12 protein-coding genes and 2 rRNA genes are annotated in these 14,193 nt (G+C 55.1%); 6 read left to right on the top strand and 8 right to left on the bottom strand.

Translation table 11 applies throughout. The annotated features are described in order from the left end of the window. Window positions 1-259: 259 nt before the first annotated feature. The 5 genes from SCD_RS12410 to SCD_RS12390 all read left to right on the top strand — a co-directional run bounded on the left by SCD_RS12410 (window position 260) and on the right by SCD_RS12390 (window position 6,263). A 23S ribosomal RNA gene (locus SCD_RS12410) occupies window positions 260-3,275 on the top strand. A gap of 95 nt (window positions 3,276-3,370) precedes the next feature. Continuing rightward, window positions 3,371-3,484, top strand: a 5S ribosomal RNA gene (gene rrf / locus SCD_RS12405). A 110-nt stretch (window positions 3,485-3,594) separates the two neighbouring features. Next, a complete protein-coding gene (locus tag SCD_RS12400) occupies window positions 3,595-4,602 on the top strand; it encodes a biotin--[acetyl-CoA-carboxylase] ligase (RefSeq protein WP_051338805.1) in 1,008 nt (335 codons plus the stop codon). Continuing rightward, window positions 4,599-5,321: a type III pantothenate kinase gene (locus SCD_RS12395; RefSeq protein ID WP_009205503.1), complete on the top strand. Its 723-nt coding sequence runs from the start codon at window positions 4,599-4,601 to the stop codon at window positions 5,319-5,321. Before SCD_RS12400 ends, SCD_RS12395 begins: the two co-directional genes overlap by 4 nt. Before the next feature lie 237 nt (window positions 5,322-5,558). Then, window positions 5,559-6,263 carry an SPOR domain-containing protein gene (locus tag SCD_RS12390; RefSeq protein WP_009205502.1) on the top strand — a complete coding sequence of 235 codons (705 nt, stop codon included), beginning with the start codon at window positions 5,559-5,561 and terminating at the stop codon, window positions 6,261-6,263. Between the two features lie 103 nt (window positions 6,264-6,366). On the opposite strand, the gene SCD_RS12385 is transcribed toward SCD_RS12390, so the two are convergent. The 6 genes from SCD_RS12385 to SCD_RS12360 all read right to left on the bottom strand — a co-directional run bounded on the left by SCD_RS12385 (window position 6,367) and on the right by SCD_RS12360 (window position 11,163). After that, window positions 6,367-7,734, bottom strand: a complete 1,368-nt coding sequence (locus tag SCD_RS12385; RefSeq protein ID WP_009205501.1) for an FAD-binding oxidoreductase — start codon at window positions 7,732-7,734, stop codon at window positions 6,367-6,369. Next, window positions 7,734-8,225 (bottom strand): D-glycero-beta-D-manno-heptose 1-phosphate adenylyltransferase, encoded by a 492-nt coding sequence (gene rfaE2, locus SCD_RS12380; RefSeq protein ID WP_009205500.1) that lies wholly within the window; start codon window positions 8,223-8,225, stop codon window positions 7,734-7,736. The genes SCD_RS12385 and rfaE2 overlap by 1 nt, the downstream gene beginning before the upstream one ends. Next, complete coding sequence (locus tag SCD_RS12375) at window positions 8,225-8,794, bottom strand: BON domain-containing protein (protein WP_041673494.1); 570 nt, start codon at window positions 8,792-8,794, stop codon at window positions 8,225-8,227. The genes rfaE2 and SCD_RS12375 overlap by 1 nt, the downstream gene beginning before the upstream one ends. A gap of 90 nt (window positions 8,795-8,884) precedes the next feature. Next, window positions 8,885-9,475, bottom strand: coding sequence for a phosphoheptose isomerase (locus tag SCD_RS12370; protein ID WP_009205498.1), 591 nt, complete (start codon window positions 9,473-9,475; stop codon window positions 8,885-8,887). 115 nt (window positions 9,476-9,590) lie between these two features. Next, window positions 9,591-9,944: a YraN family protein gene (locus tag SCD_RS12365; protein ID WP_009205497.1), complete on the bottom strand. Its 354-nt coding sequence runs from the start codon at window positions 9,942-9,944 to the stop codon at window positions 9,591-9,593. Beyond that, window positions 9,928-11,163, bottom strand: a complete 1,236-nt coding sequence (locus SCD_RS12360) for a penicillin-binding protein activator (RefSeq protein WP_009205496.1) — start codon at window positions 11,161-11,163, stop codon at window positions 9,928-9,930. The genes SCD_RS12365 and SCD_RS12360 overlap by 17 nt, the downstream gene beginning before the upstream one ends. On the opposite strand from SCD_RS12360, the gene rsmI reads away from it, so the two are divergent. After that, window positions 11,158-12,027, top strand: a complete 870-nt coding sequence (gene rsmI, locus SCD_RS12355; protein WP_023507002.1) for a 16S rRNA (cytidine(1402)-2'-O)-methyltransferase — start codon at window positions 11,158-11,160, stop codon at window positions 12,025-12,027. The two genes, SCD_RS12360 and rsmI, sit on opposite strands and share 6 nt — an antisense overlap. A gap of 578 nt (window positions 12,028-12,605) precedes the next feature. Here rsmI and SCD_RS12350 read toward each other — a convergent pair. Then, entirely contained in the window at window positions 12,606-13,061 is a 456-nt protein-coding gene (locus SCD_RS12350) for a DUF302 domain-containing protein (protein WP_009205494.1), read from the bottom strand. After that, the gene (locus SCD_RS12345) at window positions 13,058-14,098 is read right to left on the bottom strand and encodes a c-type cytochrome (protein ID WP_009205493.1); all 1,041 of its coding nucleotides are present in this window, start codon (window positions 14,096-14,098) and stop codon (window positions 13,058-13,060) included. The genes SCD_RS12350 and SCD_RS12345 overlap by 4 nt, the downstream gene beginning before the upstream one ends. Between the last annotated feature and the right edge of the window lie 95 nt (window positions 14,099-14,193).

Below are 14,193 nucleotides of genomic sequence, written 5' to 3'. Positions count from 1 at the left end.
TAAGCGACATCGCTTATTTCTGATTTCTTGTAAAAAAGAAATCAGCGGCTGATCTTTAAAAAAATGGAAGAAGTAAAGCGTTTGGATGATAAGGACAAGCCCGTGTAAGCGGTGCGAATCTGGAAACATCCGAACGATGGGTAATGTATCTTCAAAGATATCCCGTTCTATGAGTTCGAACGGGATGTTTAACAAATGCTCTTAAGAGTTACCTGTAGCATTGAGAGGTCTTGGGCAACCAGGGCGCTTAAGGTTATAGGATCAAGCGAATAAGTGCATGTGGTGGATGCCTTGGCGATTACAGGCGATGAAGGACGTAGCAGTCTGCGAAAAGCCACGGGGAGCTGACAAGCAAGCTTTGATCCGTGGATATCCGAATGGGGAAACCCACCCGCAAGGGTACTCCCTCCTGAATACATAGGGAGGGTAGAGCGAACGCAGCGAACTGAAACATCTAAGTAGCTGCAGGAAAAGAAATCAACCGAGATTCCGTAAGTAGTGGCGAGCGAACACGGAAGAGCCTTGCAACTTTTAGCACACGAATTAACAGAACGGTCTGGAAAGTCCGGCGATAGTGGGTGATAGCCCCGTATGTAAAAATTCGAGTGTGGAACTAGGGTTGCGACAAGTAGGGCGGGGCACGAGAAACCTTGTCTGAATATGGGGGGACCATCCTCCAAGGCTAAATACTCGTAATCGACCGATAGTGAACTAGTACCGTGAGGGAAAGGCGAAAAGAACCCCGGGAGGGGAGTGAAATAGATCCTGAAACCGCATGCATACAAACAGTGGGAGCCCCTGCTTTAAGCGCTTTGCGCTTTAGGCGGTGAGGAGTAAAGAGTGAGGAGTGAGGAGTGAGAGCGAAAGCTTTTGACCCCTCACTCCTCACTCCTCGCTCCTCACTGATCTTAGAGCGTTTAAAGCAGGGGTGACTGCGTACCTTTTGTATAATGGGTCAGCGACTTACATTCAGTAGCAAGCTTAACCGAATAGGGGAGGCGTAGGGAAACCGAGTCTGATAAGGGCGTCAAGTTGCTGGGTGTAGACCCGAAACCAAGTGATCTATCCATGGCCAGGATGAAGGTGAGGTAACACTCACTGGAGGTCCGAACCCACTAACGTTGAAAAGTTAGGGGATGAGCTGTGGATAGGGGTGAAAGGCCAAACAAACTTGGAAATAGCTGGTTCTCTCCGAAAACTATTGAGGTAGTGCCTCGTAATATACCCTCGGGGGTAAAGCACTGTTATGGCTAGGGGCCTATTGCTGGTTACCAACCCATGGCAAACTAAGAATACCGAGGAGTAATTTTACGGGAGACAGACATCGGGTGCTAACGTCCGGTGTCAAGAGGGAAACAACCCAGACCGCCGTCTAAGGTCCCAAAGCATAGTTAAGTGGAAAACGAAGTGGGAAGGCACAGACAGCCAGGAGGTTGGCTTAGAAGCAGCCATCCTTTAAAGAAAGCGTAATAGCTCACTGGTCGAGTCGTCCTGCGCGGAAGATGTAACGGGGCTCAAACTATGCACCGAAGACGCGGATCTAGACATTCTCATGGATGTTTAGGTGGTAGGAGAGCGTTCTGTAAGCCTGCGAAGGTGTCTTGAGAAGGATGCTGGAGGTATCAGAAGTGCGAATGCTGACATGAGTAGCGATAAAGGGAGTGAAAAGCTCCCTCGCCGAAAGCCCAAGGTTTCCTGCGCAACGTTCATCGGCGCAGGGTGAGTCGGCCCCTAAGGTGAGGCAGAAATGCGTAGCTGATGGGAAATCGGTTAATATTCCGATACCTTTGTATAATGCGATGGGGGGACGGAGAAGGTTAGCTCGGCCGGGTGTTGGATGTCCCGGTTTAAGCGTGTAGGCTGGTTCTTTAGGCAAATCCGGAGAGCTTAGGTCGAGACGTGATGACGAGTCCTCATTGAGGATGAAGTGAGTGATACCATGCTTCCAAGAAAAGCCTCTAAGCTTCAGTTATATAGAGACCGTACCGCAAACCGACACAGGTGGGCAGGATGAGAATTCTAAGGCGCTTGAGAGAACTCGGGTGAAGGAACTCGGCAAATTAGCACCGTAACTTCGGGAGAAGGTGCGCCCCTGGTATGTGTAGTCCCTCGCGGATGAAGCAGATAGGGGTTGCAGTGAATTGGTGGCTGCGACTGTTTAATAAAAACACAGCACTCTGCAAACACGAAAGTGGACGTATAGGGTGTGACTCCTGCCCGGTGCCGGAAGGTTAATTGATGGGGTGCAAGCTCTTGATCGAAGCCCCGGTAAACGGCGGCCGTAACTATAACGGTCCTAAGGTAGCGAAATTCCTTGTCGGGTAAGTTCCGACCCGCACGAATGGAGTAACGATGGCCACACTGTCTCCACCCGAGACTCAGCGAAGTTGAAGTGTTTGTGAAGATGCAATCTACCCGCTGCTAGACGGAAAGACCCCGTGCACCTTTACTGTAGCTTTACATTGGACTTTGAACATATCTGTGTAGGATAGGTGGGAGGCTTTGAAGTCGGGACGCTAGTTCCGATGGAGCCGACGTTGAAATACCACCCTGATGTGTTTGAGGTTCTAACCTAGGTCCATTATCTGGATCGGGGACCGTGTATGGTAGGCAGTTTGACTGGGGCGGTCTCCTCCCAAAGAGTAACGGAGGAGTACGAAGGTAACCTAGGTACGGTCGGAAATCGTGCTGATAGTGCAATGGCATAAGGTTGCTTAACTGCGAGACGGACAGGTCGAGCAGGTGCGAAAGCAGGTCATAGTGATCCGGTGGTTCTGTATGGAAGGGCCATCGCTCAACGGATAAAAGGTACGCCGGGGATAACAGGCTGATTCCCCCCAAGAGTTCATATCGACGGGGGAGTTTGGCACCTCGATGTCGGCTCATCACATCCTGGGGCTGTAGCCGGTCCCAAGGGTATGGCTGTTCGCCATTTAAAGTGGTACGTGAGCTGGGTTTAAAACGTCGTGAGACAGTTTGGTCCCTATCTGCAGTGGGCGTTGGAAGTTTGAGGGGGGCTGCTCCTAGTACGAGAGGACCGGAGTGGACGAACCTCTGGTGTACCGGTTATGACGCCAGTCGTATCGCCGGGTAGCTATGTTCGGAAGAGATAACCGCTGAAAGCATCTAAGCGGGAAACTTGCCTCAAGATGAGACTTCCCAGGGACTTGATCCCTCTAAAGGTTCGTTGAAGACCACAACGTTGATAGGTCAGGTGTGGAAGCGCAGTAATGCGTTAAGCTAACTGATACTAATTGACCGTGAGGCTTGATCCTATAACCTTAAGCGCAATTGAAAAGATACAATATCCCACTTTACTTCTTCCAGTTTTTAGCCGAAGGGAAAACATCCCCTTCAGCAGCCAGTTATGCTTGGCGGCCATAGCAGTTTGGACCCACCTGATCCCATCCCGAACTCAGAAGTGAAACGAACGTGCGCCGATGATAGTGTGGATTACCCATGTGAAAGTAGGTCACCGCCAGGCTCCCAACAAGACAGACCCCCTCAGTGAAAGCTGCAGGGGGTTTTGTTTTTTATAGCGTACACTCCGCCCTCTTCCGAGAGCTGTAATTTCCACTTTGCGTATGTGCTAACATGCGACCATACCAATCTGAATCTACCGCTGTGAAACCCTTGACCTTTGCTGTGCTACGCCTGCTATCTGACGGGGTATTCCATTCCGGTGAGGATATGGCGCGGCAGCTGAACATATCCCGTGCATCAATCTGGCAGGCAATGCGCAACCTCGATGAGGCCGGCGTCGACCTGTTTCGCGTGCCGGGCCGTGGCTATCGGCTGCGCGAGCCTTTGAACTGGATCGATAAGGATAAAATTTACGCCGGGCTGGGGGATAAAGCCGGATTTTTCGATTTGGAGGTTGCCGACAGCCTGGCCTCTACCAACAGCAGATTGCTGGAGAAGTCGGTACAGGGTGCACCGCACGGCAGCTGTGTGATTACGGAGATGCAGACGGCGGGGAGAGGTCGGCGCGGACGGGAATGGCATGCTAACCTGGGAGGCAGCCTGACGTTTTCACTGCTGTGGCGTTTTAATCAGGGGGCGGGATTCCTTTCCGGTCTCAGCCTGGCGGTTGGCGTGGCATTGATGCGTGCGCTGAACCAGGCCGGCGTACCCGGCGCAGGCTTGAAATGGCCGAACGACGTGCTGCACCAGCACCGTAAGTTGGCAGGCATACTGATTGAACTGCAAGGTGATATGCTGGGGCCGAGCGCCGCGGTGATCGGTATCGGCATTAACCTGAAACTGTCCAGCAAAGTACTGAACCGAATCGATCAGGCCGTAGTGGATATTCACTCTATTGGTGGGAAAGTGTCTGAGCGCAATTTATTGCTGGCAAACATCCTGTTGCACCTGGCGGATGTCCTGAATGAGTTCGATGCGGGTGGATTTTCAATTCTGCGTGAGGAGTGGTTGAAGTACCATGCATACCAAGAAAAACAGGTTTTATTGATGCTGCCAGACGGAAACCAGCACGAAGGATATTTACTGGATGTGGCCGATGATGGCGCACTACTTGTGCGTACCGCGATTGGTAAGCAACGTTTCACTTCCGGTGAAATCAGTTTAAGGACCGTAGCATGATACTAGCAGTGGATGTTGGCAATACCCGGATTAAATGGGGAATGCATGATGGAAATTCGTGGCTGTCTCAGGGCTGGATTGAAACTTCGGACGTGGCAGGGCTGGGTGATGTATGGAGAGGCTTGATTGCGCCGGATCGGATCGTGGCATCGAACGTTGCCGGGCCGCAGGTGGCCATGCAGATAGAGGAAGCTTGCAAGGGTTGGTCTGCCAAGATGCAATGGGTCGTATCAGTCGAAAACCAGTGCGGCGTAAGTAACGGCTATGAAATTCCCGCGCAGCTGGGTAGCGACCGCTGGGCGGCATTGATCGCCGCACGCGCCATCGCGCCTGAAGGCTGCGTGGTGGTCAATGCCGGTACTGCGATGACCGTGGATGCACTGACCGCCGATGGCGTGTTTATGGGCGGATTGATTGTTCCCGGGGTGGCGACCATGCTGCGAGCGCTGTCCGAAAGGACCGCGGCCATCGAAGAGGGAGGGGGCCATTACAAGGATATCCCTAAAAATACGCCTGATGCGGTTTACAGTGGTGCACTTTCCGCCATGGTGGGCGCAGTCTGGCACATGAACGCATTGCTCGCCGGTGAGATCAGGCGGGCGCCGACCTGCTTGCTGAGCGGCGGCGACGCACAATTGCTTCTGCCGTTGTTGTCCGGTAAGACTAGGATGGTGGATAATCTGGTGCTGGATGGGCTAATCAGGATCGCATTGGCATGATCCTGGAAACCTCAGTTGACCGCTTGACTGGACATTTGACACTGTGATTTTAATAAGTTTGTTTGTGATTTACCGTTTCACCCGGTTGGTGAGTCCGCTACGTGGTGGATTGCACGGTTTTTACGGCGCATGGCGGCGTTACAACTCCTTGGAATGGAACGACCATTCCGCGTCGTTGTGCCTTGCCCTGCACCCTAAAAACCGCACACTCCACCACGTCCAACTAAGGTTTCCAGGATGAAGTGGATATTCGCAATACTGCTGGTTATCAATATTTTATTCTATACCGTGATGCAGCTCGGCAGCAGCCATGGCAGGGAGCCTATGCGTGGGCACGAGCCGGTCAAAGCGGATAATATCAAGCTATTGGTCGAGTCTCAGAAAGCGCCAGAGATGGCGCTAGCCATGTCGGAGTCACCGGAAAAGTCAGGAGATAGCGTACCGGTCGAAGCCAAGCCTGAGATTTGCCTCGAATGGGGCCAGTTTTCTGGTGCCACGCTAAAGCGCGTGGCACAGTCGCTGGAGAAGCTGCAACTGGGCGAGAAGCTCGTTCAGCACAAAGCGGAAAAATCCGGGGGCTACTGGGTTTACATCACGCCACGCAAGACGCTGCAGGAAGCACAAAAGAAGGTGGATGAACTGAAGCATCTGGGATTGCAGGAAAGTTACATCGTCCGTGATCCATCGGTGATGCGGTATGCGATTTCCATGGGTATTTTTTCCACCGCCGAAGCGGCTGCCAAATACCTCGACCAGCTGCGCGAAAAGGGCGTGAAATCGGCTGTTTCCGGCCCGCGCACCCAGGAAATCGATGCTACTGTATTTCAGATTAAGGACAGCGGCGAGTCCATGACCGCACAACTGACAAAATTGAAACTGGATTTTCCCGGAAGCGAGCTGAAAGCCGTAGAGTGCCGCAAAACGCTCAAGGAGGGAGAATGATCAAGAAAGCGCTGCTGGGTTTGGCGGTACTGCTGGGCAAGAAGGTGATTGCCAAGATGGTGCGAAAAGTGGCAATCAAGGCCGCCGAAAAAGTTCCAAAGAGCTAGGGGAACAATTTTCCCGGGTTGAGTATCCCGTTGGGGTCGAAGACCTGTTTGATCTGTTTCATCAGCGCCATGGTTTGCGCATCAATCTCGCGCCCTACATAGGCGCGCTTTTCGCGGCCCACGCCGTGCTCACCTGAAAGCGTGCCGCCGAGCTTCAATACTAAGTCAAAAACCTCGTCCAGGCAGGCTTCTCCTCGCCGCATTTCATCAGGATCGTCCGGGTTGATCAGCAGGTTGACGTGGATGTTGCCGTTACCGGCATGGCCGAAATTCACGTTGGCCACACGGTATTTCCGGCTCAGTTCTCCCAGCCCCTGCAGCAGCTCCGGCAGCCTTGAAACCGGCACGACGATGTCCTCGTTGATCTTCTTCGGGGCGATGTCGCGCAACAGTGGTGAAAGGGCCTTGCGCACCGCCCACAGCCCGGCTGGATCGGCGGTGGCTTCAGCCGTAATCAGGCCGTCATTCTGGCAGGCCCGGCGGATGGCTTCGGCACTGTCTGCAATTTCCGCAGTTCCTCCATCCGCCTCGATCATCAGCATGGCGCGCGAGTTTTCCGGCAGAAGTCCGGGGTGACGGCCGCGTATCAGGTCGAGTGCCGCGCTGTCGAGAAATTCCAGTGCACTGGGAATATGCGGTTGCGCCATGATCGCGGTGATCGCCCTGGCGCAGTGGGTGATGTCGGCATAGTGTGCGGTGATGCCGCCCACCGACTGTGGTAGCGGGGTGAGCTTGAGGGTGGCCTCGGTAATCACTGCAAGCGTACCTTCCGAACCGATGATCAGCCGCGTCAGATCGTAGCCGACAACGCCCTTGGTGGTAGCGCAGCCGGTCTTGATGATTTCGCCGTTGCCGGTTACCGCCTTCAATCCCAGCACATGGTCGCGGGTGACTCCGTATTTAACGGCATGGGGGCCGGCGGCGCAGGTGGCGAGGTTGCCACCGATGCTGCAATAAGCACTGCTGGAAGGGTCGGGAGGCCAGAAAAAGCCGTGCTGCTTTGCGGCTTCCTGGATTTCCTGGTTGAGTACGCCAGGCTCGGCGACGATCAGCCGGTTGGCAGGGTCGACGAGAATGATGTTGCGCATGCGCTCCAGCGACAATACTAGGCCACCGCATTCAGGAATGCTGCCGCCGGCAGTGCCGGTGCCCCTGCCGCGCGGCGTGACCGGAACAGCGCATTGGTTGCAAAGCTGGATGACGTCCCGCACCTGCTGGGTATTCAGCGCAAACGCAACCGCTTCGGGTGGAAATATCTTGCGACTGTTGTCGTAGGCATAGGCATAGCAGTCCACCGGATCAGTGAAAAGATTGTCCCGGCCGACAATGGCTTGAAGCCGGCTGATAAAATCGGCGGGAAGCATCAAAGGCTGCGGATCATGGCCAGGGTCGCGGTGGTGGAGCGCTCGTGCAGGAACGGAATCGAATGGACTGTCCCGCCCCAGTCTTGCACTTCCCGCGCGCCGACGATTTCGGTTGCGGCCCAGTCGCCACCTTTTACCAGCACATCCGGCTTGCAGGCGAGGATCAGGTTGAGCGGCGTGTCCTCATCGAACAGGCAGACCAGGCTGACGCTTTCCAGCGCCGCCAGCACCGCCATGCGGTCATCCTGATTGTTGATCGGGCGATCAATGCCTTTGCCCAGGCGTTTCACCGAAGCATCGGTGTTAACCCCGATGATCAGGCCGGCGCCCAGTGCACGCGCTTGTGCCAGATAGGTGACATGGCCACGGTGGAGAATGTCGAAGCAGCCGTTGGTGAACACTAATGGGTGAGGCAGTTTGGCAATGCGCTCAGCCAGATTGCCGGTTGTACAAATCTTGTTCTCGAACAGCGGTGCAGCGAAAGAGCTCATCAGTCGATATATTCGAACAGCTTGACCACTTTCTGCACTCCGCCAGTGGTGCGGGCGATTTCCACGGCGCTATCCGCTTCATTGCGTTTCACGATGCCAAGCAGATAGACCACGTTGTTTTCCGTCACCACCTTGATGTGATTGGCCTGGAATTTTCCCAGGTCCACAAAGCGTACCTTGACCTTGGAGGTCAGGTAGCTGTCGTTGCTGCGCGAGGTATAGGAACTGACGCCGGCAATGGCGAGTTCGTTGAGAACGTTGCGGACATTGGGAACGCCGCGGACGGTTGTTTCTGCTTCCTGTTTGGTGGCCTCAGACGGAACTTCACCGGTTATCAGGACGGTGCGGTTGTAGCTGGTGACGTTGACATGAATGGTGTCCTTGAATTTTTCGTCGAGACGGTTGGACGCTTTTAGTTCGATACCCTGGTCCTCGATATAAATGCCTGAAGTGCGGCGATCCTCGGCCATAAGAACAGCCGTTCCCGCGCCGGTTGCAACGACCGGGAAGCAGCCTTGCAGGTTGATGATGGAAAAAGTTGTAACAATCAGGTAGAGATAACTAGCCATACTACGGCTAGTCCCCCTCTCCCCAACCCTCTCCCGCTCGCAGGAGAGGGGGCAATGGTTCACCTTCGGTGTATTTTTATGGTTTGGCATTTATTCAACTCCTAGTAATAAACAATCAACAGCATCGCACAGGCAGTGGATGGCCGTAATATGGATTTCCTGCGTGTGCGCGGTACGGTCGCCCGGCGCGCACAGGTGAATATCGCCAGGCATCAGGATTTCGGCCATCTGGCCGCCGCCCCGGCCGGTCAGTGCAATTACATTCATGCCGCGGTCATGGGCTGCGTTTACCGCCTGGATCACGTTGCGTGAATTGCCGCTGGTGGAAATGGCGAGCAGCAGGTCGCCAGAGTGCCCCAGAGCGCGTATCTGCTTGGAAAAAATCTGGTCGAAATCGTAGTCGTTGGCAATCGAGGTGATGGTTGAGGAGTCGGTTGAAAGCGCAATCGCGGCGAGCCCCGGGCGTTCCATCTCGAAACGGTTGAGCATTTCAGCGGAGAAATGCTGGGCATCCGCCGCCGAACCGCCATTGCCGCAGGCAAGAATTTTGCCGTCGGCCATCAGGCACTGCACCAGGCGTTCTGCCGCATCGGCAATCGGGGCCGCAAGCAGATCCAGCGCCTGCAACTTGAGGTGAGCGCTTTCGGTAAAATGGTGGCTGATTCGACTGATTAAATCCATGTCTTTAAAATCTCTGAATTAACCACGAATGTCAAAATGCAAAAAGGACCGCGGTGGTTGTTGTGTTCATTTAATGAATTATTTGTGTCATTCGTGCTGAAAATGGTTTTTGGTGTCACTCACCAAAAGCATTCCTGATCCACTCAATGTCATTATCTCGCAGGCTGCGCAACAATACCACATCGAAGCGGCAGGCAGGGAAGCTGCGCAGTTGCTGCAAATAATGCCGGGCGGCGAGCACCAGTTTGTGTTGCTTGCCGGCAGTGATGCTGGCCGCGGCCCCGCCGAATGCATCGTTTCCACGCAGTCGGACTTCGACGAATACCAGCGAATTCTGATCCTTGCAGATCAGGTCGATTTCACCGAAGCGGCAGCGATAGTTGGTTTCAACCAGCTTCAGCCCCTGCCGCTGCAGGAAGGTCGCAGCCAGTCGCTCTGCTTCGGCGCCGGTATTACCGGGGTTCGCCAAGATTTCTCGGGTCGGCGAACTCGGTGGCTACCGCTGTTCCCTCCCTGAATTGCGCAACCGCCATTTCACGCTGGAACTGGTGGTTGGCAAGGCTAATCTGGCCGGTCACGCCATCCATCACGGGGCCTTCAGCTGGTCGCGGGTTCTGTGCCATTACGATGGCGATACGAAAGGCATCAATGCCCAGGGCGTAAAGCCGCTCCTGCTCGATGCTGAATTTTTCAGCACGTGGGAATATCATTACGGCGGGGTGGTCAGGCACGAGCAACCAGGGCATATCGGCAAACAGCACGCCGTTCAGGTCGACATTTCTGCCGATTTCCTGGTTGCCGCCGAAGACCATCGAGGTGGCGTAGGTCGGTGTGTTGGGATCCAGATATGGGCGGACCATGCGAGCCCGCTCGGCATCGGCGGCGAGAAAGAGGATGTCCGACCGATGTTTGAATACCGTATCGCGCAATGCGGGGAATTGGGTCTGCTCGGGGGAAAAGCTGGCCTGTGCCACCAGCTTTCCGCCCAAGCCGCGCCAAGCATCGGAAAATGCCAGCTGTACCCGTTTGGCTAGCGGCGTATTGGCGGTAACGGTCAGGGCTGTGCGCCATCCGTCGTTAAACGCGCGGCGTGCAGCCTGGCGCGCTTCACCCTCCGCGGTCAGGCCGAACAGGTAGAGATTTTCAGGAAGAAATTCTTCCCCCTCCGGATAATTCAGGGCCAGGGTCGGCACCTCAACCAGACCGCTTTTTGCTAACGTAGTGACGGCATTCCGGGTCAATGGGCCGATCACGATTTTGGCGCCGGCTTGCAATGCCTGCTGGTATACGGACACAATATCTTCAACCTGGTCGCCGGTAGGATAGACTTGCAGCGGCAGTACTGCCGGTATCTGCATGATGGAAGCGGCAACGGCACCCTGCCTGACCGCCTCGGCAGCCGGCCCGAACGATGCCGACTTGAGTGGCAACAGCAGCGCGATATGGGGTTTCTGGCCTTTTTTCTGCGGAGCTGTAAAAGCCTCCGGAGGAAGCGCCATAGTCAGCGGGAAGGCTTGTGCGACCGGTGTTTTGGTTTCCAGGGAGGGGGCTGTCGGCGGTGCCGGGGCGCTTTGCACTGGTGTGGCGATGGGCAGGGCTTCCCTTACCGGTGCAGGTATTGTCGAGGTGGCACAGCCGCTATTGAATGCGGCAAACAGGATAATCAGAAAGGTGGCGAACCATTGCATCAGGAAAATAACCAGACAGGCAAAAGCATATTATATGTAGTTGCCACACCAATTGGAAATCTGCAGGACATTACCCTGCGCGCACTGGAAATTTTGCGTAGCGCTGACGCCATCGCCGCTGAGGATACCCGCAACACCACCCGCCTGCTCAACCACTTCGCCATCGGTGCCAAACTGATCGCAGTGCATGAACACAACGAATACCAGTCCGCCACGCGGCTGATCGAAATGCTCCAGTCCGGCAAGTCGGTAGCGCTGGTTTCTGATGCCGGCACGCCGGCGGTGAGCGATCCCGGCGCCTACCTGGTCGCCAAGGTACGCGAGGCTGGCCTGCGCGTCGTTCCCATTCCCGGTGCGAATGCGGCGATCACCGCCTTTTCAGCAGCTGGGATCATCGCGCCACATTTTCTGTTCTATGGCTTTCTGCCGCACACCGCATCGGAGCGCAAGCGCGAGCTCGCGGCGCTGAAGGCGATGCCCCATACCCTGGTGTTTTACGAATCACCTCACCGCATCCTCGCCAGTATGGCCGATCTGCGGGAAGTCCTGGGCGGCACACGCACGGTCACTATCGCGCGCGAGCTGACCAAGATTTTCGAAACCATCCATACCTGCACGCTGGAAGAGGCTCTGGAATGGCTGGAAGCCGACTCTAACCAGCAGAAGGGCGAGTTCGTCCTGCTGGTATCGGGGGCGGAAGTGGCAAAGGAGGAGGGGATAGGTGAGGAAGCGCAGCGCATCCTGCAACTGCTGCTGGCGGAAATGCCGCTGAAACAGGCGGTGAAACTGGCCGCCGAGATCAGCGGCGAGAAGAAGAATGCGCTGTATGAACTGGCGTTGCAGTTGAAGAAGAATGAGGGGTGAAGCGGCAGGGTGCCCCGTTTTTCGCTCGGTACGCAGGTGAATATCGCCACAAAAATCAATCGTCGTATGCATGTCGAGCTTGAAGCAGCGTAGTCATGGCCACGCTACGAATCTAGACTTGAGTTAACTGCATCCAGAATTCTGGTAATTCATCAGGGTCCTTGGCGCTTCTTTTCCTCCTGCTTAATCTTCTTGTCAGCCTTTTTTTCCTTGGTTGTTTTAGCGGGTTCTTTCTTGACGGCTTTCTTCGAGTCCTGGCCTTTGCTCATGATTTTTTCTCCATCGTTGAAAAATTTGAATTGTGCATCGTCGATCTAACCCAGTGGGATGGGCTCCCCTCATCTATTGGTCGCTGTACCAGACTGGAGGTGCCAGTAATTCAGTCAGCCGGGAAAGGGGTCCAAAATGAACATTAGCACGAATTGGCCTTGATCTGGCAAAGCATGTTTTTCCGGTCCAGGGTATTGCCCGGCAGCATCACTCATCAGACATAGACAGGCGGGTTGGGATGGCGACTATCCTTCATTTCCAATATAGAAACTGGCGAACGCCAAATCAGCATCTTGCGCCTCTTTTCCTCACCTGGCTTCCTGCACCTCGTTGACAATTTCCGTCAGGTCTTTTTCCCAACGCATGAATACTGTCTTGAGCGCGGGGTTCGGGAAGAAATCAGCGAGGACGCCAGGACGGTCGGTGACCAGGATGGTGTTATCCCGTTCGGCGAATATTGCCACATTGAGTGGCAGGTAGGGGATCAGCTCGGGGTATTTTGCGGTGAGCTGCGCGACTTCTTCGGCTTTGCCGTAGAACACCACCTTGTATTGGTCGGTTTTGTAACCGATTTTCGTCAGGCCGATGTCCACGTTCTGCACGTGCGTGACCTTGTAGCCCCGCGTCGTGATGGCGTTTTGCAGCACCATCATCGCTTCTGGGAAGGACAGGCTGGAACGGATCATTAGCAGCTGGTCGGCGCAGGCGGTGGAGGCAATGCCGAGAAGCAGGGCGGCGATCAGGACCCGCATCGTTCTTTTCATATCGCCGCTTCTTCCATGATCGCCAGGTAGTGCTTGGTCATTTCGTCGCAAAGGGTATTGAGCTCGGCGTTGTTGAAGATTTTACTCAGGCGTTTGGGGTTGACCGTCATCATTTTGACTTTGCCGTTCTGCTCTACCACGGTGATGCGGCAGGGTAGGAACAGGCCGACTCTGGGGTCGGTCGCCAGCGCCGCGTTCAGCATGCTGAAGTTGCAGAAATAGATGATGTGCTGGTGTGGATCTTCCTGGCCTGTTGGCGTCAGTCCGTGGTTGAGCGGTTGTTCGCGGATGAAGATGAAATTGTTCGAGCTGGCCGCTTGTTTTACGTTTTCGATCGTGGTCTTGAGGTCGTAGGGGGAATCCATGGTCAGCACGGCTTGTTCGGTTTCGAGTACGCCGGCATGCATGGATCTGGGTGATTTTTCGAAACTGCGGATGAAGCTGACGATGTCGTCGATATCTTTTTCCTTTAGCCCTTGTTTCAGGAAGGAGACCATCGGCGTGCCTTCGCGCCCGTTCATCAGGGTTTTCTTGATCATGCTGTCGCTGGCGGCGGCGAGAAAGCCGGGGTTGTTCAGAGCTGGCGCCATGATCGGCAGGTCGCGCGGGCGCGAGAAGGTCACGCCGGTACCCTTGCCACCCTCTCCGTCGGCACCGTGGCAGGCTACGCACCGTTCGGCGTAGAGCACCCGGCCACGCCCGGCATTCCCCTTGACGGGCGTGGCAGAGAACTGCGGCGCCGGTGCCTTGTTCCAGCTGCGGATGTGGCGGACGATGGCGTCGATGTCGGCGTCTGGCAGTGCCGATGTGGGCATGACCCTGCCGGGGCGGCCAAGACGAATGGTCTTGTGCAGATAATCGTTGCTGACGGTGGCCTGAAACGAGGGCAGCGAGAGCGGAACGCCGAGTCCTCCGCCGCCATTTTCGCCATGGCATGCCGCGCAGTTGCGGGCGTAGAGCCTGGCGCCGTCCGGAGCGGCCTGCGCTGGTAAGCTCCCGGCGAGAACAAGCAGAGTCAGTGCGAATATTCTATACATGGGGAAAAATTATAACTGAAACCGGAAACGGAGAGTTTCCTGAAGCGTCGTATAATCTTGGAAGTAGCGGTTCAATCGCTTTTCTAGGATATATT

This window comes from Sulfuricella denitrificans skB26 (assembly GCF_000297055.2).
In the GTDB taxonomy this organism is placed as follows: Bacteria; Pseudomonadota; Gammaproteobacteria; order Burkholderiales; family Sulfuricellaceae; genus Sulfuricella; species Sulfuricella denitrificans.
Note: the sequence above shows the minus strand (reverse complement) of the source record. Positions and strands in the feature narration are given on the sequence as shown.